General features: G+C 67.6%; 19 protein-coding genes. 10 read left to right on the top strand and 9 right to left on the bottom strand.

Annotated elements, in window-relative coordinates:
- Window positions 1–12: 12 nt before the first annotated feature.
- From VGI12_04145 to VGI12_04135, 3 genes are read right to left on the bottom strand one after another with little or no spacing between them, the layout of a single operon-like run.
- Window positions 13–2,103, bottom strand: coding sequence for a fused MFS/spermidine synthase (locus tag VGI12_04145; GenBank protein HEY2431843.1), 2,091 nt, complete (start codon window positions 2,101–2,103; stop codon window positions 13–15).
- Window positions 2,091–3,911 carry a hypothetical protein gene (locus VGI12_04140; GenBank protein HEY2431842.1) on the bottom strand — a complete coding sequence of 607 codons (1,821 nt, stop codon included), beginning with the start codon at window positions 3,909–3,911 and terminating at the stop codon, window positions 2,091–2,093. The genes VGI12_04145 and VGI12_04140 overlap by 13 nt, the downstream gene beginning before the upstream one ends.
- Window positions 3,895–4,659 (bottom strand): ABC transporter ATP-binding protein, encoded by a 765-nt coding sequence (locus VGI12_04135; GenBank protein ID HEY2431841.1) that lies wholly within the window; start codon window positions 4,657–4,659, stop codon window positions 3,895–3,897. The genes VGI12_04140 and VGI12_04135 overlap by 17 nt, the downstream gene beginning before the upstream one ends.
- Window positions 4,660–4,746: 87 nt before the next feature.
- Between VGI12_04135 and VGI12_04130 the strand changes: the two genes are divergently transcribed.
- From VGI12_04130 to VGI12_04105, 6 genes are all read left to right on the top strand, one after another.
- Window positions 4,747–6,735 carry a S9 family peptidase gene (locus VGI12_04130; GenBank protein HEY2431840.1) on the top strand — a complete coding sequence of 663 codons (1,989 nt, stop codon included), beginning with the start codon at window positions 4,747–4,749 and terminating at the stop codon, window positions 6,733–6,735.
- Between the two features lie 3 nt (window positions 6,736–6,738).
- Window positions 6,739–7,335, top strand: a complete 597-nt coding sequence (locus VGI12_04125) for a SprT family zinc-dependent metalloprotease (GenBank protein HEY2431839.1) — start codon at window positions 6,739–6,741, stop codon at window positions 7,333–7,335.
- Between the two features lie 7 nt (window positions 7,336–7,342).
- Window positions 7,343–7,873, top strand: coding sequence for a GNAT family protein (locus VGI12_04120; protein ID HEY2431838.1), 531 nt, complete (start codon window positions 7,343–7,345; stop codon window positions 7,871–7,873).
- Between the two features lie 179 nt (window positions 7,874–8,052).
- Window positions 8,053–10,470 carry an ABC transporter permease gene (locus tag VGI12_04115; protein ID HEY2431837.1) on the top strand — a complete coding sequence of 806 codons (2,418 nt, stop codon included), beginning with the start codon at window positions 8,053–8,055 and terminating at the stop codon, window positions 10,468–10,470.
- A 119-nt stretch (window positions 10,471–10,589) separates the two neighbouring features.
- Complete coding sequence (locus VGI12_04110) at window positions 10,590–11,186, top strand: hypothetical protein (GenBank protein HEY2431836.1); 597 nt, start codon at window positions 10,590–10,592, stop codon at window positions 11,184–11,186.
- A 202-nt stretch (window positions 11,187–11,388) separates the two neighbouring features.
- The gene (locus tag VGI12_04105) at window positions 11,389–12,168 is read left to right on the top strand and encodes an RNA methyltransferase (GenBank protein HEY2431835.1); all 780 of its coding nucleotides are present in this window, start codon (window positions 11,389–11,391) and stop codon (window positions 12,166–12,168) included.
- On the opposite strand, the gene VGI12_04100 is transcribed toward VGI12_04105, so the two are convergent.
- On the bottom strand, window positions 12,149–13,348 hold the full coding sequence (locus tag VGI12_04100) for a VWA domain-containing protein (GenBank protein HEY2431834.1): 1,200 nt from the start codon (window positions 13,346–13,348) through the stop codon (window positions 12,149–12,151). The two genes, VGI12_04105 and VGI12_04100, sit on opposite strands and share 20 nt — an antisense overlap.
- A gap of 3 nt (window positions 13,349–13,351) precedes the next feature.
- Here VGI12_04100 and VGI12_04095 point away from each other — a divergent pair, with 3 nt between their 5' ends.
- The 3 genes from VGI12_04095 to VGI12_04085 all read left to right on the top strand — a co-directional run bounded on the left by VGI12_04095 (window position 13,352) and on the right by VGI12_04085 (window position 14,802).
- The gene (locus VGI12_04095) at window positions 13,352–13,969 is read left to right on the top strand and encodes an alpha-ketoglutarate-dependent dioxygenase AlkB (protein ID HEY2431833.1); all 618 of its coding nucleotides are present in this window, start codon (window positions 13,352–13,354) and stop codon (window positions 13,967–13,969) included.
- An 80-nt stretch (window positions 13,970–14,049) separates the two neighbouring features.
- The gene (locus VGI12_04090) at window positions 14,050–14,595 is read left to right on the top strand and encodes a dihydrofolate reductase family protein (protein ID HEY2431832.1); all 546 of its coding nucleotides are present in this window, start codon (window positions 14,050–14,052) and stop codon (window positions 14,593–14,595) included.
- A 6-nt stretch (window positions 14,596–14,601) separates the two neighbouring features.
- Window positions 14,602–14,802: a hypothetical protein gene (locus VGI12_04085; protein ID HEY2431831.1), complete on the top strand. Its 201-nt coding sequence runs from the start codon at window positions 14,602–14,604 to the stop codon at window positions 14,800–14,802.
- A 27-nt stretch (window positions 14,803–14,829) separates the two neighbouring features.
- Here VGI12_04085 and VGI12_04080 read toward each other — a convergent pair whose 3' ends face one another.
- From VGI12_04080 to VGI12_04060, 5 genes are all read right to left on the bottom strand, one after another.
- Window positions 14,830–15,717: a dienelactone hydrolase family protein gene (locus VGI12_04080; protein HEY2431830.1), complete on the bottom strand. Its 888-nt coding sequence runs from the start codon at window positions 15,715–15,717 to the stop codon at window positions 14,830–14,832.
- 255 nt (window positions 15,718–15,972) lie between these two features.
- A complete protein-coding gene (locus VGI12_04075) occupies window positions 15,973–18,123 on the bottom strand; it encodes a transferrin receptor-like dimerization domain-containing protein (GenBank protein HEY2431829.1) in 2,151 nt (716 codons plus the stop codon).
- Between the two features lie 48 nt (window positions 18,124–18,171).
- On the bottom strand, window positions 18,172–18,603 hold the full coding sequence (locus VGI12_04070; GenBank protein ID HEY2431828.1) for a SufE family protein: 432 nt from the start codon (window positions 18,601–18,603) through the stop codon (window positions 18,172–18,174).
- A 26-nt stretch (window positions 18,604–18,629) separates the two neighbouring features.
- The gene (locus VGI12_04065) at window positions 18,630–19,496 is read right to left on the bottom strand and encodes a sulfurtransferase (protein ID HEY2431827.1); all 867 of its coding nucleotides are present in this window, start codon (window positions 19,494–19,496) and stop codon (window positions 18,630–18,632) included.
- A gap of 74 nt (window positions 19,497–19,570) precedes the next feature.
- Window positions 19,571–19,798: a zinc ribbon domain-containing protein gene (locus VGI12_04060; GenBank protein HEY2431826.1), complete on the bottom strand. Its 228-nt coding sequence runs from the start codon at window positions 19,796–19,798 to the stop codon at window positions 19,571–19,573.
- 37 nt (window positions 19,799–19,835) lie between these two features.
- Between VGI12_04060 and VGI12_04055 the strand changes: the two genes are divergently transcribed.
- Entirely contained in the window at window positions 19,836–20,813 is a 978-nt protein-coding gene (locus tag VGI12_04055) for a beta-propeller fold lactonase family protein (GenBank protein ID HEY2431825.1), read from the top strand.

The following is a 20,813-nucleotide window of genomic DNA, read 5'->3' as shown; positions in this document are numbered from 1 at the left end:
TCGTCCGCTCTTCTATTTCTTCAATACCTGCAGCAGGCTGCTGAACGCGTCGGTCCACACGAGCGATCGCTCGTTCGTCCCGGGCTTGGTGGCGTAGGGTTCGGCGTTCTCGAGCATCGCCTGATTGTTCGTCACCAGCATCCAGGTGCTGCTGTCGAGTCCCTGCGAGTCGTCGTCGTTCGTCTCGATCATCGCGACCTGCCGTCCCTGTTCGAGCGCAAGACCGCGGACGATCGGCGGCAGATCGAGATAGTGGTTGCTGACGTGGACGGCCAGCACGCCGTCTTCGTGGAGAGCCTCGCGGTACAACGCGAACGCTTCGCGGGTGAGCAGGTGCACCGGGATCGCGTCGCCGGAGAAGGCGTCGATTGCCAGCACGTCGTAGGTGTGCTGCCTGGCGGGATCGCGCAGCTCGCGCTCGAGCGACAGGCGGGCGTCGCCGAGCGTGATCTCGATCTTCGCGGGCGAGCCGGCCAGGAAGGTGAAATAGCGCCGGGCGAAATCCACAGCCGCGGGGTTGATCTCGAAGAACTGCACGGTGTCGCCGGCCCGGCCGAGCGCCGCGATGGTGCCGGCACCGAGACCGATGACGCCGATGCGCAGCGGCAGGTTGTCGTCGCGTTTCGGGTGCTGATCGATCGCCACCTCGACGCCGCTGCCGTCGCCGTAGTACGTCGTGACGTCCATCTTGTGCGCCGGATCGACGAACTGCGCGCCGTGCAGGATCTGGCCGTTGCGAAGCCGCCGCAGCCGCGGCTCCTGATCCGGTTCGTCCTCGAGCACCGTGAGTACGCCGTAGAAATTGCGGGTGCGCGCCACTTCGGCCGCCTCGTCCGACTCCGAGGGCCTGACCAGCTCGTAGGTGGACACGCTGAGCGCCGCAATCAGCACCACCCAACCGAGCCGCCACCAGCCCCGCCGCAGCCGTGAGTGCGCGTCGCGCGCCACGGCCAGCATCAGCAGCAGCAGAGGCAGCAACGTGAACAGCGGGAACTCCCAGAGACGGTCGAAGACACTCGGCGCGACGATCGCCACCGCGATGCCGCCGATGCTGCCGCCTGCCGCCACCGCCAGGTAGAAAGCCGTCAGGTGCCGCGGCGCCGGGCGGATGGACACCAGCTCGCCGTGGCACACCATGCATCCCGCGAAGAGCACCGAGAGCAGGGCGCCCACTTGGACCGCGAAGGGTTCGGTCACGGTCTGACGAACGAGCCACGACAGAAAGCCGAGCGTGCCGATCAGCACCCACATCCAGACCGACCGCCGGTACTGTCCCGAGAAGCAGACGATGAACGTCAGCAGGTAGGCGGTGAGCGGCACGATCCACAGCAGCGGCACGACGGCCACGTTCTGACAGAGCTCGTTGGTGACGGCGAGCAGCAGCCCGGTGCCGGTCAGCGACAGCAGGAGCCACATCGCGCGATCCCCGGCGCGCACCGGCGCCTCGTCCTGTGTGAGCTCGGCGGCACTCACCACGGGCGCCGGCAGCCGCCACACCTGCAGCGCCGCCCAGGTACAGACCGCGCCAAACATGACGAAGCCGGCCGACCAGAACCAGGCTTGGCCGCGAATCGAGAGCCAGCGCTCGATCGAGGTCGGGTAGGCCAGCAGCCCGAGCAGCGAGCCGAGGTTCGAGAGCGCGTACAGCCAGTACACCCCATGGCGGGGCCGCGCGTCCTCCTCTTCGCCGTGCACACGCAGACGGGCGAACCAGTCCTGCACCATCGGCGCGGTGGCCGCGAGCAGCACGTAGGGGAGCCCGACCGTGGCCGCGAGCAGCAGCAGGATCTTGATCGCCGGATGCGCCGGATCCGTGGGCTTCCAGGCTGGCGACGGAATGATCGGCAGCGTCAGGATCGCGGCGGCGAGCAGGATCAGATGCAGCTTCGCCTGACGGCCCGGCCCGAGCCGCCGCGTCAGGTGCGCATAGACGTAGCCGGCGAGCAGCGCCGCCTGAAAGAAGAGCAGGCAGGTGCTCCACACCGAAGGCGACCCGCCGAACCATGGCAGCAGGAACCGCGCAGCCATCGGCTCGACGAGGAACAGCAGGAACGCGCCGATCGCGATGGTCAGCTGAAAGGCGACGGCTCTCACGGATCGCACGGGCGTATCTTATCGCTCGTTCGCGCGTGGGCTCCCGCGACGGCCTGTGCGGCGTGAATCTCGCTAAGGTTGAACCCCTTGAACGTCTCGTCCGGCGGATCCGATTCGAAGGGCACCTCGTCAGCCTCGCGCAGCCTGTATTTCCGGAGCCCCCACACCGCCAGCGCGCCCGCGCCTATCGCGGCGGCGGCGCGCAGTACGCCGGCGACGCCGATCCAGCGCAGCAGCGCCAGTTCGAGGCTGATCGACGAGAAGGTATAGGTGAGAAATGCGCTCAGGTAGACGGCCCACAGCATGTGGAAGCGCGATCCTCCCGGCACGTACGGACGCGTCAGCGGAATCCCGCGATAGCCCAGCAACAGGATCTCGCACAGCAGCACCGCCAGGGCGGCGCAATAGACGGCGTGCACCGCACCGATCGGCGCGCCCCAGAGAGTACCCGCCGAGAGAGCGGCCGCCAGCGTCACCAGCGGCACGACCATCAGGAGCATCGCCTTGTGCGCGGCGGCATCCGCCTCGAACGGCCCGATCGCGGCGGTCTGGAACACCCAGCGAGCGTTCATCTCGGCCGGAATCGTGATCAGGATGCGCACCCCGCACGCGAGCGCGGCGCTCAGCACGAGCGGCATCACGAGAATCGCCACCGGCGGCGACGCGCCGGACGGCGATGTCGCGAGCGGCGAGGCCAGCGCCGCCGGACCGAGCCGGACGAATTCCGAGAGCAGGAAGGTCGCCACCAGCGCGAGGCCGGTGCCGGCGTAGATCGCCATCAACATGCTGTGGCGGCTGCTGCGCGCCACCGCCCGCAGCGTGAACGCGACGATCGCCTGCTCGCGCGGGCGCCGGACGAACACGCGTTTCACGACGGCCGCTGCCGCCCGTCCGAACCATGAACGCGTCGAGCGCGACGGCGTCTCGACCGCGCGCCGCAGCAGGCGTGCGTATCCGAGGACGTAAATCGAGACGGTCACGGCTGCCGGCACGGCCACCGCGGCGAGCGCGCGCGCCGCCAGCCCGGTCATCAGCGGCCGCGGCGTTCCGGCGATCAGCTCGTACAGCCCCAGAAACCACGCGGCAGGATTCCACAGCAGCAGGGCGTTCGGCGTCGTCGCGTGCAGGATGGCGTCGGCCGTAGCCTGCCGGATCACGCCCATGAACAGGATCGTGAGCAGCACCGCAACCACGGCAAGCGCCTGGACGAGAGGGGAGAGCCGCGCCGCGGCGCGCCGTCCCGCCAGCAGGATGACGATCCCCTGCAGCGAGGTCAGGCTGAAGAATACGAAGAGGTCGAACGCCGCCGTCGAGACGAAATGGCCGAGCGCGGCCCGCGGCATTTGCACAAACGACGAGGTGGCGAGCGGGAAGGTGATCGCCGGGACGGCGTTGAGCGCGACGACGAACGCGAGGCAGAGCGCGAACAGGCCGGCCAGCCGCCCAAGCATCTGCACGGGATGCGAGACGGGGAGGGGCGTCAGGACGAACGCGTCGCGGCGCGCCGGAAACAGCGTGTCCCAGACGACCACCGACACGATGCCCATGGCGCCCGCCGACATCAGCAGGAAGAACAGGCGGTCGTTCCAGAAGGTGCGCTCGATGAGTTCCGGATGAAAGCGGCGGATGAACGGATATTTGGCGAGATAGGTGGTCGGGAAGAACAGTGCCGGGCCGGCCAGGAACGCCGCCGCCCAGATCAGCGCGGGGGCCTGCATCCCCTGCGGCACCAGGTCGGCCTGCAGGAAGCCGTCGAGCGTGGCCCTCGCGATCGCGCGGACCTGGTCGGCGTCGCGCCGGCTAACGGGTGATCGCATCGACGATTTCGCCGGCCACTGCGTCGACGTCCGTCGTGAACACCAGGGCGCGGAACGCATCCTCGAGTGACGAGGCATTCACCTGCTCGCGGATGGCGGCGGTCGTGGCGTGCGCAGCGACACGCCCGTCGCGCAGGATCAGAACATCGGTGCAGACCTTTTCCACGATCTCGAGCTCGTGGGAGCTGTAGATGATGATCCGGCCGCCGGCGGCCAGGCGCTGGATCAGGCTGCGCACGACGAGGGTCGCGCCGACGTCGAGGCCGGAGCACGGTTCGTCGAGAATCACGATCGAGGGGTTGTGGAGGAGCGCGGCCGACAGCAGGATCTTCTGCCGCATGCCTTTCGAGTAGGCGCTCATCGGCGCGTCCTTGTCGATCTGCATTCCGAAGATGCCCAGCAGGGCGTCGATTCGCCGCGCCGCCTGCCGCGCCTCGAGGCCGCGCAGACGCGCCCCGAACGACAGGAACTCGGCGCCGCTCATCCAGGTGTAGAGCTGCGCCTCCTCGGGCACGTATCCGAGCCGCTGCTTGTAGGCGAGGAGGTCGTCACGGATGTTCGCGCCGTTGAGCAGGACCGTGCCGCCCGACGGCTCGAGCAGGCCGGTCAGCATCCCGACCGTCGTCGACTTGCCGGACCCGTTCGGACCGAGGAGACCGAGCACGGTGCCGGGCGGCACCTGAAAGCTCACGTCGCGCACGCCGGTGATCGCCGAGTAGTATTTGGTCAACCCCCGGGCTTCGAGCATGCCCGTATCGGACACCGGAACCGTGTCGATGTTCCGGGACAGGCGTCCCCAGCGCCGATCGCGGCTGTACGCGCCTAGAATAGCCGCATGCGATCGACCCTCGTCGCCGCCGCGTGCGCGGCCGCTGTCTCGTGCCCGGTTCCCGCCTTTGCCGCGCGGCCGATGACCATCAACGACCTGCTGGCGGCCGTCCGGGTGTCGGAGCCGCAGCTGTCGCCGGACGGGCGGACCGTTGCCTACGTCCGCACCACGACCGATCTCGCGACGGGGCGGCGCAACGCCGACATTTGGGTCGTCGCCGCGGACGGTTCGTCGCCGCCGCGGCTGCTGGTCGGCGGCGAGAAGACGGAAACCTCGCCGCGCTGGTCGCCGGACGGGAAGACGCTGGCCTTTCTGTCAAATCGCGACGGCGCCGAGCTGCAGGTCTACGTCGCCGGCGCCGACGGCGGCGGCATCCGTCAGGTGACGAAGATCGCGGCGGGCGCGCAGCCGCCGCTGTTGTTTTCCCCGGATTCGTCGCGGCTGGCCTTCGTCTCGGACGTCAGGATGTTCGACGAGCCCGCCAACGTGCACGTGTTGACGCGGCTGCTGTTCCGCCACTGGGACGAATGGCGCGAGAACGTGCGGCACCACATCTTCGTCGCGCCGGTCGATGGCGGCGACGCCACGGACCTGACGCCAGGCGACTACGACTCCCCTCCGACCCAGCAGGAAGACGCGGCGATCACCTTCACGCCGGACGGCCGCGAGCTGGTCTTCGTGTCGAACCGCGAGGGGAGCGATCGCGAGGCGTTCACCACCAACAACGACGTGTGGTCGGTGCCGGTTGCGGGCGGTGAGGCGAAGAAGCTGACGCCGAACGCCGCCTCGGATCTGCAGCCGCGGTTCACGCCCGACGGTCGGCTCCTGATCGTACGGGCGCAGCGACGGCCGCAGTTCGAGTCGGACCGCTTCTATCTCGACGTCTACGACCGCACGACCGGGCGCAAGCGCACGCTGTTCGAGACGCCGGATCTCTCGGTGACCGACTTCGCCGTGAGCCGCGACGGGCAGACGGTCTTCTTCATCGCGTCGAATCGCGCGACCGACAATCTCTACAGCGTGCCGGTGGCGGGCGGGACGCCGACCGAGGTGGCGCACGGCGGCGGCATCGGCTCGCCGCAGCCCGGCGACGGGTTCGTCGTCTTCTCCAGGAGCACGCTGAACTCGCCTGCTGAGATCATGCGCGGCGGCGCCAGAGGTGCCGCGGTGCCGCTGACCCACGAGAACGATGGCTGGCTGAAGGACGTCGCGTTTGCCAAGCCCGAGAGCTTGACGGTTCCCGGCGCCGGCGGCACGCCCGTGCAGTACTGGCTGATCAAGCCGCCGGATTTCGATCCCGCGAAGAAGTACCCCGTCGTCTTCCTGATCCACGGCGGCCCGCAGGGCGACTGGGGCGACGCCTGGTCGTCTCGCTGGAATCCGTCGCTGTGGGCGGCACAGGGCTGGGTGATCGCGGCGCCGAATCCGCGCGGCTCGACCGGCTTCGGGCAGAAGTTCGTCGACGAGATCACCCAGGATTGGGCCGGCAAGGTGATGCTCGATCTCGACGCCGTCTTCGACGCGGTTGCGAAACTGCCCTATGTCGACCCGGCGCGCCAGGGGATCGCGGGCGCCAGCTATGGCGGCTACGCGGTCGACTGGCTGATCACGCACACCGATCGCTTCAAGGCGGCGGTCAGCCACGACGGCGTGTTCAATCTGGACTCGATGGCGCTCGCCACCGAGGAAGGCTGGTTCACGCAGTGGGAGTTTGGCGGCCTGCCGTGGACCGGCACCGCGAAGGAGCAGTTCCAGAAATTCTCGCCGCACCGCTACGCAGGCAACCTCAAGACGCCGACGCTGGTGATCACGAACCAGCAGGATTTTCGCGTGCCGGTCGATCAGGGGCTGCAGCTCTTCACCGCGCTTCGTCTCCACGGCGTTCCCAGCAAGGCCCTCGTCTTCGAAGACGAGGGGCACTGGGTGCTGAAGGCGCTCAACAGCCGCTTCTGGCACGAGCAGGTCTTCGCCTGGCTGAATCAGTACCTGAAGTGAGTCGTGCAGCTGCGCCTTGATTTCTCGGGCAGCGTCCAGGCGCCAGCCGAGACGCCCGCGGCGCTCCAGGCATCCCCGCCGCTGGTGATCCACTACGTGCGCGTGCGCACAGCGCGTCGCTATGTCATGCGCGTGCGTCCCGACGGCGCCCTGCGGGTGACGATCCCGCGCGGCGGATCGCAGGCGGAGGCGCGCCGCTTCGCCGATCGGCATCGCGGATGGGCATTGCGGCAGCGCGCCACGGTCCTCGCGGCGAAGCGTCCGCCCGACGTCGAGCGGGCCCTCAAGGATCGCGCGCAGCGCGAGCTGCCGCCGCGGCTGTTCGCGCTGGCGGCAGCGAATGGGCTGACCGTCCGGCGCATCACGATCCGCGATCAGCGATCGCGTTGGGGTTCCTGCTCGCCGAAAGCGCACATCGCGCTCAACTACCGGCTGCTGCTCATGCCGGAATCGGTCCGCGACTATATTCTGGTGCACGAACTCATGCACCTCAGACAGCCGGACCACTCACGCGCATTCTGGCGCCTGGTGGAAGCCGCGTGCCCCGCATTTCGGGAGGCCGAACGCTGGCTGCGCCGCCACGGATCGGCGTTGTTCTGAGACCGCCATGCAACTGACCGGCACGCGCGTGACGCTGCGGCCGTGGAAGCCGGCCGACGCCGCCGCGCTCGCCAGGCACGCGAACAACTTGAACGTGGCGCGGCACCTTCGCGATCGCTTCCCGCATCCCTACACGATCGCGGATGCGCGACAGTTCATCCAGTCGACCGCCGGCATGCAGCCGGCCACGCTGTTTGCGATGATCGTCGGCGGCGAGGCGGTCGGCGGCATCGGCTTCTTTCCGGGCGCCGATGTCGAGCGTTTCTCGGCCGAGATCGGTTACTGGCTTGCGGAACCGCTGTGGGGGCGGGGCATCACGGTCGACGCGATCGGACTCATGTCGCGCTACGCGTTCGAGGTGTGCAACATGCTGCGGCTGTTCGCGCTGCCGTTCGCCGACAACGCGCAGTCGATCCGCGTGCTCGAGAAAGCGGGCTACGTGCGGGAAGCCACGCTGCGCGCGAGCAGCGTCAAGCAGGGAACAATCCGCGATCAGGCGCTCTACGCGCTCGTCAACAGCGCCTGGACGGGAGGCTAGCGCAGAAGCTGGGTGCCGGGACGGGTTGATTGTTCGGATCCGGGACGAGAAAGCCCGGATTCGGACGGGCCGGCGCCAGTCCCGACGCCGCCATGCCCCGCGGCGCCATTCCCCTCGACGTGGCACGGCCCTCGCAAAACCCCCACGATTGACGCTCAACGATCGAGACCAACTTCCGCATGAATCATCTCCGCCGCGACATCCACTACGCGTTACGCCGTTTGATCAAGGCGCCCGGGTTCGCCCTGGTTGCGGTGACCACGCTCGCGCTCGGCATCGGGGCCAACAGCGCGATCTTCAGTGTCGTGAACGGCGTGCTGCTGCGGCCGCTTCCGTATCCTGAATCGGACCGCCTCGTCGGCGTGTATCACGTGTATAACGGCCACCGCGCTGTGATGTCGGGGCCCAACTTCATCGACGTGACGAGGCGGGCGACGACGTTCGAGAATGCCGCGGCGATTTCGACCGGCCGAGCCATTCTCACCGGTCAGGGCGAGCCCGCACGGCTGCCGATTGCGGAAGTCAGCGCCTCGCTCTTCAACGTGATGCGCGTGGCGCCGGAGATCGGGCGCGCGTTCGCGGCCGGCGAGAACACGCCCGGAGCCACCAACATCGTGATCCTGTCGCACGACCTGTGGCGGCAGCGCTTTGGCGGGGACGCGGGAGTGCTCGGCACGCGCATCGTCCTCGACGGTGTTTCCAAGCAGATCATCGGCGTCATGCCGGCCGGCTTTTCCTATCCGGAGGGGCGCGCCGCGTGGCTGCCGATCGAATACGACGAGGGTTTCGTCAGCCGGCAGCGCAGCTCCTGGTTCCTCGACGTCGTGGCGCGGCTGAAGCCTGGCGTCACGCCGCAGCAGTCGGCGGCGGAAGTCGAGGCGATCGGCCGGCGGCTGGCGCGCGACTATCCGAACGACGACAGCGAAATCGGCATGTCGACCTACCCGCTGCTCGACGCGACGGTCGGCAACGTTCGGCGAGCCGTGCTCATTCTGCTCGGAGCCGTAGGATTCGTGCTGCTCATCGCCTGCACGAACGTGGCGAACCTGTTGCTGGCGAGGGCTTCGGCGCGCGGATCCGAGATGGCGGTGCGGACCGCCCTCGGCGCGAACCGGCCGCAGCTGGTGCGCCAACTGCTGACCGAAAGCGTGGTGCTGTCGCTCGTCGGCGCCGGCGGCGGCCTGCTGCTCGCCGTCTGGGGCGTCGATCTGCTCGTCAGGCTGAAGCCGCAGGGGATTCCGCGTCTCGACGGCGTGCGCATCGACGGCGCGGTGGTGCTCTTCACCGTAGGGATCGCCGTCGTGACCGGCATCCTGTTCGGCCTGGTGCCGGCCTTCAGCGCGACGACCCGTCTGAGCGACACGATCAAGGCGAGCGGGCGCGGCGGCGCTGGCCTGCGCGCCGGCCAGCGCGTGCGCTCGCTGCTGGTAGTCGCCGAACTCGCGCTGGCGGTGATGCTGCTCGCGGGCGCGGGGCTGCTGATGCGCAGCTTCATGAAGCTGCAGGCCGTCGATCCCGGCTTTTCCCTCGCCCCGGCGCTCACGTTCGACCTGACGCTTCCCGACGCGCGCTATCGGGAGGATGCGCGTCGCGTCGCGTTCTTTGACGCGCTGATGCCGCGGCTGCACGCGCTGCCGGGTGTCATGGCGGCGTCGGCCGTGACGGGGTTGCCGCTGAGCGGCTCAAATTTCGACATCTCCTTCGAGGTCCGGGGACGGCCGCCTCTGCCGCCCGCCCAGCAGCCATCGATGCAGATCCGTGTCGCCACCTCCGGCTACTTTCAGGCGCTCGGCATTCCGTTGCGGCGGGGTCGCGTGTTCACCGAGCGCGATACCGCGGCGACGCCACCGGTGGTGTTGATCACCGAGAGCGCAGCGCGGCGCTTCTTCCCGGGCGAAGATCCGCTCGGCCACACGATCAGGATCGGATGGGGCCGCGGTCCCGGGCGGCCGCGCGCCGGCGGCGAAGTCGTCGGCATCGTCGGCGACGTGAAAGAGGGCGGGCTCGACGCCGCGGACATGCCGCAGCTTTACCTGCCGTTCGGGCAGTGGCCGGGCGGGTCGATGACGGTCGTCCTGGAGACCTCGGTGCCGCCGCTCTCGCTGGCCGAGGCGGTCCGCCGCGAGGTCTACGCCCTCGACGGCAACCTCCCGGTGTCGAACGTCAGCACGCTCGGCGCCGTCGTGGCGAAGTCGATCTCGCAGCAGCGCTTCTACGTGCTGCTCCTGACGATCTTCGCGTCGGTGGCGCTCGCGCTGGCGGCGGTCGGCATCTTCAGCGTGCTGTCGTACGCAGTATCGCAGCGCACGCGCGAGATCGGCATCCGCATGGCGCTCGGCGCGCCCGGCCGCTCGGTGCTCACGCTGATCGTGCATCAGGCGGCGATCCTCATCGCGTGCGGCGTCGCCACAGGCCTCGCGCTCGGGCTGATGCTGTCGCAGACGCTGGCGAAGATGCTGTTCGACGTGACGCCGACCGACCCCGTGACGTTCGCGACCGTTGCGGCGGTGCTGGCGGCGGTCGCGCTCCTGGCGAGCTACCTGCCGGCGCGGCGGGCGACCCGAGTCGATCCAATCGTCGCCCTGCGCGCCGAGTAGCCTGTCTCACAGAAGCTCACGAGCGAGTGCGAGTGAGGCGCCCGCCCCTCGGATAGTTCGACGGGAATCGGCGGATCCCGTGAATCGGAGGGCACCCTGTTATAGTGTGGCTTCCGCCCGTGGAATACTATGTGAAGCAGTATGGGCTCCAGCAGGGGGCCTTGGAAATCCAGTACATCGAGGAGTTCTTCCTCGATTTTCCCAGGAAGAAAACCGCGGCGGAAGTGATGAACCGCCTGAACGATCGCGATCACCAGATCCTCATGGCGGAGTCGTCGCTGCCAGACGATCCTGGTACGGTCGTTCCGGTGTCGTTCAAAGTCGCGCACGAGTTGCGCCTGAACGAACACGATCCCAAGCTCGCCGACCTCGTTGCGCAGCTCGACGACGTCGTCGAGTTCGACGGCCGGCGCGTGCTCTACCAGTGGATCGGCGGCACCCGCACCGACTGGCGTGGCCAGGGGCACTTCCGCGCACTGACCGAAGAGCAGGAAGTGTGGGCGCTCGCCAACGGCTTCGACGAAATCCTGGTCAAGACCAAGAACAAGTTCTACGAGATGCGCGCCGCCCTGGCGCAGCTGAACTATCACGTCGTCCGCTTCGTGCCGCACACGATGGACGTCAAGGAGTCGAAGCTGTTCCTGAGCAAGCGGCTCGGCCAGCACGTGCTCGACTCGCATCGCAGCCAGCGCTTCGTCACGCGCCGCGACGATTAGATCCGAGGGGCTTCGCCCCTCGGACTTCCCCTACACGCTCTCTCGCTCGCCGCTTCGCCGGGCTCGGCTCCGTTCGCGTGGCTCACTCGCTCCGCTCGTTCGCGCTCTGACGGGCTGTGCCGCTCGCAGTCTGTTCGTGTCGCTTTCGCCGTCGGGCGGAGCACGATACCGTGTAGCTTCCGCCTCGAGGCGAAACACCGGCATGCTCGAACCCTATCGGATGATCGGCGACCACCACGCGCTCGCGCAGTGCGGCCTGTTCGTCGCCGAAGGACGCCTCGTCGTCGAGCGATTGCTCGAGGCGGGCCGCTTCCGCGTCCACTCAGTACTGGTTACGCCCGCCGCCGAACGCGCGCTCGCCGGCGCGCTGGCCCGGCGGCCCGAGGTGGCTGTGCATGTCTGCGCGCCAGAGGCGTTGCGGGACGTCACCGGCTTCGACTTCCATCGCGGCTGCGTGGCGCTGGCCTACCGGCCGGACGACGCGAGTGGGGGTGTTGAACTCGCGTCGACGAGGCGCCTGCTCGCCATCGAGAGCGTGCGCGATCCCGACAACGTCGGCGGGTTGTTCCGCACGGCGCTGGCGTTCGGTGTCGATGCGCTCGTTCTCGACGCCGCCACGGCCGACCCTCTGTACCGCAAGGCGGTGCGCACCTCGATGGCGGCGACGCTGCGGCTGCCGTTCCTGCGGGCTGCCGAGTGGCTGCCGACACTGGCGTCGCTGCGCGCCGGTGGCGTGCGGATCATCGCGCTCACGCCGCATCCCGACGCCGTCCCGCTCGCCAGCGTCACCGGCCGCCACGGCGAACGGATCGCGATTGCGGTCGGGTCCGAGGGGGACGGGCTCCGACCGGAGACGCTCGCGTGCGCCGACCTGCGCGTCCGCATCCCGGTCGATCCCCGGGCCGACTCGCTCAACGTGGTCAGCGCGGCGGCGATCGCGCTCTACCAGTTGACCTCGCAGTTCACTTCAGCGGGATCGTGACCTCGCTCCTGGCGAGGACCGTGACGTTGCGCCGCTTGACCTTGACCTTGATCGGATGGGTCTTGCCGTCGCGATCCTCCGGAATTGGCTCGACGCCGAGCAGATAGTACGCCGACGTTTCGTTGAGGATCCGCGTGAACGCGACGTCGCCGGAATTGCCCTGTACCCGGATCAGATCACCGCCGAGCATGCCGGCCATCAACTCGAGCCCGGTCTTGGAGATTTCTCCGTTTCGGAAGTACGTCCCCGACGTGTCGTCCTTCTTGCCGAACGTCTGCTGGTAGGACCAGTCGAGGTGCAGGACGAACAACGCGGCGTTGGCCGCCGCGGCGTCGCTGACCAGGGTGCGGATCTCGTTGGCGGCGTTCACCCGTCCGCCGTGCATGTCCGACGAGATCATGCCGCCGCTGACCAGCACGAGGATCTTGCGCCCAGGGATCTCGGCCAGACCGTGCATGAGTCCACGCAGGCCCTCGATGCTCTTCGTCATCTCCAGTTCGAGGTTGGTCGCCAGGCTGTTCGACTCGGTCCTGATCGAGCTGGACGAGCAGTTGGTGCCGCCCGCGCATTCCCGCGCGAAGACGCGGGCCTCGGCATCGGTATCGCCATTGGCGATGTCGATGATCTCCGGGATGGTCATGTGATACTGGTTGATCGGCTGCTGGCGGACGCCAGCCAGGTTGAAGAGCGAGCGCTTCAGCATCGCGTGGTCGGTGGTCAGCGTGAAGTTCGCGAGCCTGGCCGGGAACGTGTATATCCCGATGCGGTCGTCGGGCCGGAGCCGGTCGATGAAACCCTCGACGGCGTTGCGCGCGGCATAGGCGCCCGTCTGCTCCAGGCTCTCCTGATCGATGGCGATCACGAACATCCGGTTCGACGACTCCATCGCCGACTCGTCGACGGGGGTCGCAGCTGAGCCCGGCGTGGCCGCCGGCGCAGCCGCGCCCGGCGCGGCCGCTGGCGCGCCGTAGGCCATCCACGCCGCTCTGACGACTTTGCGCGGTTTGCCGGAGACGGTGACGTCGAAGTCGTCAGGACCGAGGCTGGGCACCGGAGTGCCCTTGCCGTCGATGACGGCGACGTCGATGGCGATCACGTCGACGTCGGATCGAAACACCTGTTTCTGCTGGGCACCCACGGCGAGCAGCGCCAGCGCGGTCACGAGGGGTATTCTGAACATCTGGTGTTGAAGCTTAGCGACGGGCTCGTCCTCTTTCAATGCCGTTTTCAGTCAGACGAGCAGATCGAGCTCTGGCGGATCTGCCGGGAGCTGACCGACGGACCCGTGCCGATGTACACCCCGACTGTCCGCGGCGGCCGGACGATGAGCGTCGGAATGCTGTGCCTCGGAAAGCACTGGAACGGCATGACCTATCGCTACGAGGACCACCGCTCCGACCACGACGGCCTGCCGGCGCCCCCCCTGCCGGCGCGGTTCGCCGACATCGCGCGGTCGGCCGCACGGGACGCCGGATTCGACATGCGGCCAGACCTCTGCATCGTCAACTACTACACTGAAGCGGCGAAGATGGGGGTCCACCAGGACAGGGATGAGAGCGAGGCGACGATCGCCGCCGGCGTGCCGATCGTCTCCGTCTCGCTCGGCGACGCGGCCCGTTTCGTGATCGGCGGCCTGGCCCGGCGCGATCCGACGTCGCCGCTGATTCTCCGGTCGGGCGACGTGCTGGTGATGGGCGGGCCGTCACGGCTGCGTTATCACGGTGTGACCCGCATCCTGCCCGGGACCGCTCCCGAGGGAACCGGCCCCGGACGATTCAACCTGACGTTCCGACAGTACTGACCGATCGTGACCGTGGGCTCGATGGCGGTGTCGGCCGCAGAGGAGGCCAGGTACAGACGATGACCCAGAATGATTCCCGGGTGACGATCCACATGGCGGCGAGCCTCGACGGCTTCATCGCGCGCCCGGACGGACGCGTCGACTGGCTCGAAACGTCGGACGAATTCCCCGGCGGCGAGACGATGGATCCCGAATTCGTCGCGGCGTTCCTCAAGACGATCGACTGCTACGTGATGGGATCGCGCACCTACGAAACCGCGTTGAACTTCGAGGCGCAGGGATTCGGCTGGTCGTACGGCGACACACCCACGTTCGTCCTCACCCGCCGCGAGTTGCCGAGGACACGGCAGAACGTCGAATTCTGTTCCGGCGGTCTCGCGGAGCTGGTCAACGGCCGTCTACGCACGGCGTTCCGGTCGATCTGGTTCGTTGGCGGCGGCGCCGTCTCCGGCGAATGCCTCCGCCTCGGGCTCGCCGACGAGGTGCGGTATTCCATCCTGCCGATCCTGATTGGCGACGGGATCCGGTTCTTCGACAGGCTCGACACGGATGTCGCCCTGCATCTCACGGAGGTCAAGGCCTACAAGAGCGGGATGATCGCGCTTCGCTACGACGTGCGACGATAGTGGAGCATGACTGGATTCGTGCTCTGGCTGCTGCTCCTGGTCTTCTGCTGGCCGCTGGCGCTGCTCGCGCTGATCGTATGGCCGTTCGTCTGGTTGCTGTCGCTGCCGTTCCGGCTCGTCGGCATCACCTTCGAAGCGGTGTTCGCGCTGCTTCGTTCCGTGTTGATGCTGCCGGCGCGTGCCCTCGGCTACAAGGCGAGAGCGTGAGCGGCGGCGCAGCCGCCGCCCGGCTCCTCAGCGCAAGTACTTGTTGAAGTGCGCGATCGTGCGGTCCCAGGCAAGCTTCGCGGCCTTCTCGTCATAGCGCGGCGTGGTGTCGTTGTTGAAACCGTGCTGCGTCCCGGGATACTGGTAGCGTTCGTACTTCGCGTCGGCCGCTTTCAGCGCCTTCTCATAATCCGGCCAGCTGGCGTTGATCCGATCGTCGACCTCCGCCGAGTTGACGAGCAGCGCCGCTTTGATCTTCGGCACGTCTTCGAGGTTCGGCGCGCTGCCGTAGAACGCGACGCCGGCGAGCAGCTCCGGCACCTGCGTCGCCAGGAAGTTGACCATGCCGCCGCCGTAGCAGAAGCCCACGCATCCGAGCTTCCCGTTCGTCTCCGGGCGCGCCCGCAGCCAGTGGGCCGCCGCGATGAAATCCTCGCGCGTCTTCGCCTGATCGAGCTTGGGGAAGAGCTCTCGCGCCTTGTCCTCGTCGCCGGGATAGCCGCCGATGGGGAAGAGCGCGTCCGGGGCGAAGGCGACGAAGTTGTCGATCGCGAGCCGCCGCGCGATGTCTTCGATGTGCGGATTGAGTCCGCGATTCTCGTGGACGACGAGCACGGCCGGCAGCTTGCCCGCCGGCTTCGACGGCTCGGCGAGATAGCCGCGCATCTTGCCGTAGCCCTTCGGCGACTCGTACTCGACGTACTGCACCTTGAGGCGCGCGTCCTCGGGCTTGATCACCTGCGCCTCGACGAACTTCGGGCTCAGTTGATCCAGCAGCATCGCGGCGGTGACGCCACCGACGGCGAACTTGGCGGCCTTGTCGAGAAAGCCACGGCGATCGATGATGCCGTGGACGTAGGCGTCGAACAGCGTCAGGAGTTCCTGGTCGAAGTCGTGCGCGGTCTTGTCCGGCATGTGTGACTCCTTGTTGCGGGCCTCTTACCGTGCGGTTGTCCGCTGAGGCAGACCTGAAGGTCTGCGCTACCGCCGTCTGCGCGATAGCCGTTCAGGCAGACCTGAAGGTCTGCGCTACCACCGTCTGCGCGACAGCCGTTCAGGCAGACCTGAAGGTCTGCGCTACCACCGTCTGCGCGATAGCCGTTCAGGCAGACCTGAAGGTCTGCGCTACAGCCATCTGCGCCTCATTGGTCTGCGCGACAGCCGTCAGCCTCACCGAAGCAGCGCCGCGGCGCGATCCACCTGCGCTGCGAGTTTCGAGATGGCGTCCGCGACGATGGGGATGTACTTCTTCGGCTCGTCCCACGCCTTCTGCTCGATCCCTTCGCGGATCCCTGGCAGCGTCTTGACGCCGTAGCCCGTATAGAAACCGGGCGCGTAGGCGAGGTGCTTGAACCACTCGCGCTTGGGCAGGCCCGCCTCGTACTTGAACAGCCGCTCGCTCGTGAAGAGCAGGTGGTTCAGCTCGGCGAGCTGCTCGCGATCCTTCGGTTGGCGCCCCTTGGCGATCGCCGCGTTGTAGGCGCCGGCCGCCTTCTGCAGCTTGGCGATCGACGCCCGCAGCGGCACGAAGTCGAGGGCCGGGGCGTCCTTCCCCTCCTTCGCGAGCTTTTCCACTTCGTCGACATAACCCGAGAGCGTGTGCGCCGTCGCGGTGAACTCGAACGGCAGGATGTCGGTGTCGGCCAGCCGCAGGATCAGCGTGCCCGTCACGCGCGACAGCGCCGCGTTGTAGGCGAAGTCGGTGTCTGAGAAGTGCGTGTACCAGTAGAACGAGTCGTACTTCGAGTGATACACACCGCCGTCACCACCTTCGCCGCCGAAGCCGAAATTGAGCGAGGCGACCGTCAGGTAGTCGAGAAACGCCGTGTAGTCGGAGCCGGATCCGAGCGCGTCGATCGGAAAATCGCGGCGCGCCTTGAGGCGCGACTTCTCCGCCTCGTCTTTGGCCTGGCTCACGACGCGATCGAGCTTCGACTCGAACAGCGTCTTGCCCGGCCGCTTCGGATCGGGCAGATCGCGCATGACGTCGTTGACGAATCCCTCGAGTGAGTGCGAGCCGGACGCGGTGAGCCAGCCGGTGCCGGTGCTGTCGCTGTTGATGTAGACGACCGCCTTGCCGGTCAGCTCCTGCGCGTGCTTCTCGGCCCATTCCGTCGACCCGAGCAGTCCCCACTCCTCGCCGTCCCACGACGCGAGGATAATCGTCCGCTTCGGCTTCCAGCCGGTCTTGAGCAGTTCGCCGAAACCGCGTGCCGTCTCCATCAACGACACCTGGCCGCTCGTCGGATCGGCGGCGCCGTTGACCCACGCGTCGTGGTGATTGCCGTAGACGATCCACTCGTCGGGAAACTCCGTGCCCGGGATGCGGACGATGACGTCGTGGAGTGGCCGGTTCTGCCAGTCGAACGCCAGCTTCATGTGGACCTTGGCCGGTCCGCCGCCGACGTGATAGGTGATCGGCAGCGATCCGCGCCAGCTCTCGGGCGCGACCGGCCCTTTCAGGTTTCTGAGCAGCGGCAACGCGTCGCCGTAGGAGATCGGCAGCACCGGGATCTTCAGGAGCGTCTTCGACGCGCTGCGATCCAGGCGCGCCACGCCGGGCTCCGCCGCGACGCCAGGCGTCAGCGGATCCCCAGGGTAGATCGGCATGTCCATGACGCTGCCGCGCTGCGCCCCCTGTTCGGGCCGATAGGCGCCGGCCGGAAACACGTCACCGCGGAAGTAGCCGTCCTCGTGCGGATCGGAGTAGATGATGCAGCCGACGGCGCCGTGCTCGTAGGCCACCTTCGGCTTGATGCCGCGCCAGCTCTGGCCGTAGCGGGCGATGACGATCTTGTCTTTGACGTCGACCTTGAGTTTGGCGAGCTCCTCGTAGTCGGCCGGCGTGCCGAAATTGACGTAGACCAGCTCGCCGGTGACGTCGCCGTCAGCGGAATAGGCGTTGAAGGTCGGCAGCCCGGTCGGGTCCTCCGACGCGGGGTCTTCGGCCACGGCTGGTTCCGCCAGCTTCAGTGTGTAGGACTCGGGGGCGACCATCTCGACCAGCCGCTCGGTCGGGTAGGGCATGAGCGCCTCGAACGACTCGATCGTCGCGTCGAGGCCCCATGACTTTTCCTGCTTCTGGATGTACTCGGCCACCGTGCGGCTCGCCGGGCTGCCGGCGTGGTGCGGCCGCTCGCTGATGGTCCGCATGTATTCGCGCGCGTTCTCCGGCTTGGGCACCGCCTGGAACGTCGCTTCGAGCGCGCGCTCGGCGACGCTGCCAGGTGCCGTGAATCCGCGGAGGGGAGCCGGCGCCTGGGTGGCGAGCGCCGGAACGAACAACAGCCAGAGGAAAAACACGCCCAGAATTCGTCGCATCCCGTGACTATATCGCGGCTGCGCCGCTGCGCCCGGTGTCCAGGCTCGCTAGGACGCCGCGCGCGCGAGGGCTTGCACGGCGTTGACCATGGCCATCAGGCCCATGCCTTTGCCCATCGAGATGTTCTGACGGAAGATCTGCTCGACGATGCCACAGTCGACCTTGACGATGTCGGAGGGCGGCAGCCCTGAGAGTGTCTTGTCGAGAATCGCCGCCAGCGCTTTCGCGGAAATGCCGGAGGGATTCTCGACCGCGAAATACAGCTTCAGCGTGCCGTCCGCCTGCTTCAGCGCCCACACGTAGGCGTCCGACTCGCATTGCGGCACCTGATGCGACTTGTGGAAGGGCCGCGTCGCCACCGACGGCGGCACTTCCTTGAATTGGTCCGCGTACGACAGCAGCATGCCCGTCCGGTCCGCCGGATCGAACATCTGGAACATCTCGATCACCTGCTGCAGCTTGGGCGGCACTCCGATCACCGATCACCCGATCTCGCAAGCGAGGGTCACTTTTCGATCGGCACGCCGACGAGATTGCCCCACTCCGTCCACGAGCCGTCGTAATTGCGGACGTTCTTGAAGCCGAGGAGGTAGGTCAGCGCGAACCAGGTGTGGCTGCTGCGCTCGCCGATGCGGCAGTAGGCGATCGTCTCCTTCTCGGGGGTCAGCTTGTTGTCTTCCTGGTAGAGCTTTTTCAGTTCGTCGGCCGTCTTGAACGTGCCGTCTTCGGCATTGATCGCCTTGGCCCAGGGGACGCTCTTCGCGCCGGGGATGTGGCCGCCGCGCAGCGCCCCTTCGTTCGGGTAGTCGGGCATGTGCATGCGCGTGCCGGCGTATTCCTCCGGGCTGCGCACGTCCACGAGCTGCCCCTGCTTCTCGAGGTGCGCCAGCACCTCTGCGCGGTAGGCGCGGATCGGCGCGTCGTTGCGCTCGGACGAGGTGTAGGCGGTCGCCGGATACGACGGCACGTCGCGCGACGTCTCGCGGTTCTCCTTGAGCCACTTCACGCGGCCGCCGTCCATGACTTTCGCGTTGGTGTGGCCGAACAGCTGGAACACCCAGAACGCGTAGCACGCCCACCAGTTGTTCTTGTCGCCGTAGAAGACCACGGTGGTGTCCCTGGTCGCGCCGATTTTCGACATCAGCGCCTCGAATCCGGCGCGGGTGATGTAGTCGCGCCGAATCTGATCGTTCAGGTCCGACGTCCAGTCGACGTGTACCGCGCCCGGGACGTGACCCGAGGCATAGAGCAGCGTGTCCTCGTTGGACTCGATCAGGCGGACCTTGGGATCCTTGAGATGCTGCTCGACCCACTCGGTCGAGACGAGCGCATCGGGGCGGGCGTAACCGCGTTGCTCGATTGGCGTGGCCATTGTCATGCTCTCCTTGTTCCAGCGGTGCGGTTCCGCGTCATCCGCGGGAGCCGGGAGGGATGACGCCGGAGCGCTTAATTGAGCGAAGGGTTGTGCGAACAGCCGCAGTGCCCGCCTTGCGCGCGACACCCGCCGAACGCCTCGGTTTCCTTGCGGCCGGCCATTCCGACCATGCCCGGCGACGACAGCAGCTTCTGGAGCTCGGCGCTCCCGCACGACGGGCAGACCGGACTCCGAGCGGACGTCACGAAGGCCTCGAATGCACGGCCGCATCCCTGGCACGCGTACTCGAACATCGGCATAGCCCGCAATTGTATCAGTCCCGGCTAAGATCCCCGCATGACCCGCCTGATCCTCGCCCTGCTGCTCGTCGTGGCCCTGCAGCCGCCCGGCCGCGCCGTGGGGCCTCGGCTGATCGTCCTGAACAAGGATGACGCGACCCTCGCCGTCATCGATCCCGCCACCGGCAGGACGCTCGGGACCGTCCCGACCGGGGAGGCGCCGCACGAAGCGGCGGTCTCGGAAGACGGCAGGATGGCGTTCGCCGCCAACTACGGCGCGCAGACGCCCGGCAGCACGATCTCGGTGATCGATCTGACCACGATGAAGGAGCTGCGGCGCGTGGACGTCAGTCCGCTGCGGCGTCCGCACGGGCTGTTCGTCCGGAATGGCGGCCTCTACTTCACCGCGGAGACCAATCGCATCATCGGTCGCTACGATCCCGGCTCCAACACCATCGACTGGCTGCTCGGCAGCGGCCAGGCCGGCACGCACATGATCTGGGTGAATCACGACGCCACGAAGATGGTGACCTGCAACATCGGATCGAACAGCCTGACGATCTACGAGCGCGGCGCCAACGCGCTGGCGTGGAACGAAGCGGTCGTCGCGGTCGGACGCGGTCCGGAAGGGTTCGACGTGTCGCCTGACGGACGCCAGGTGTGGGCCGCCCACTCACGCGACGGCGGCGTCTCGATCGTCGATCTCGACCAGAAGAAGGTCATCGAGACCATCGACGTACACACGAAGGTTTCGAACCGCCTGAAATTCACGCCGGACGGCAAGACCGTGCTGATCAGTGACGACGAGGCGGGAGAAGTGCTGGTGATCGACGTCGGCACGCGCACGGTGACGAAGAAGATCCCGGCGGGCAAGGGCAGCGAAGGGATCCTGATGCCGCCCGACGGCGGCTACGCCTACGTGGCCGTCAACGCCGAGAACCACATTGCGGTCGTCGATCTGAAGACGCTCACGGTCGTACGGACGATCGACACCGGGCGAGGGCCCGACGGGATGGCGTGGGTGCCCGGCCGCTGA

Source organism: Vicinamibacterales bacterium, assembly GCA_036496585.1.
In the GTDB taxonomy this organism is placed as follows: Bacteria; Acidobacteriota; Vicinamibacteria; order Vicinamibacterales; family 2-12-FULL-66-21; genus JAICSD01.
This window is presented reverse-complemented; position numbering and strand designations above follow the sequence as displayed.

Coding starts and splice junctions, on each gene's coding strand:
- VGI12_04140 (HEY2431842.1), bottom strand. CDS start 3,911: ATGCGATCACCCGTTAGCCGGCGCGACGCCGACCAGGTCCGCGCGATC.
- VGI12_04135 (HEY2431841.1), bottom strand. CDS start 4,659: ATGCTCGAAGCCCGGGGGTTGACCAAATACTACTCGGCGATCACCGGC.
- VGI12_04130 (HEY2431840.1), top strand. CDS start 4,747: ATGCGATCGACCCTCGTCGCCGCCGCGTGCGCGGCCGCTGTCTCGTGC.
- VGI12_04120 (HEY2431838.1), top strand. CDS start 7,343: ATGCAACTGACCGGCACGCGCGTGACGCTGCGGCCGTGGAAGCCGGCC.
- VGI12_04115 (HEY2431837.1), top strand. CDS start 8,053: ATGAATCATCTCCGCCGCGACATCCACTACGCGTTACGCCGTTTGATC.
- VGI12_04105 (HEY2431835.1), top strand. CDS start 11,389: ATGCTCGAACCCTATCGGATGATCGGCGACCACCACGCGCTCGCGCAG.
- VGI12_04100 (HEY2431834.1), bottom strand. CDS start 13,348: ATGTTCAGAATACCCCTCGTGACCGCGCTGGCGCTGCTCGCCGTGGGT.
- VGI12_04085 (HEY2431831.1), top strand. CDS start 14,602: ATGACTGGATTCGTGCTCTGGCTGCTGCTCCTGGTCTTCTGCTGGCCG.
- VGI12_04080 (HEY2431830.1), bottom strand. CDS start 15,717: ATGCCGGACAAGACCGCGCACGACTTCGACCAGGAACTCCTGACGCTG.
- VGI12_04075 (HEY2431829.1), bottom strand. CDS start 18,123: ATGCGACGAATTCTGGGCGTGTTTTTCCTCTGGCTGTTGTTCGTTCCG.
- VGI12_04065 (HEY2431827.1), bottom strand. CDS start 19,496: ATGGCCACGCCAATCGAGCAACGCGGTTACGCCCGCCCCGATGCGCTC.
- VGI12_04060 (HEY2431826.1), bottom strand. CDS start 19,798: ATGCCGATGTTCGAGTACGCGTGCCAGGGATGCGGCCGTGCATTCGAG.
- VGI12_04055 (HEY2431825.1), top strand. CDS start 19,836: ATGACCCGCCTGATCCTCGCCCTGCTGCTCGTCGTGGCCCTGCAGCCG.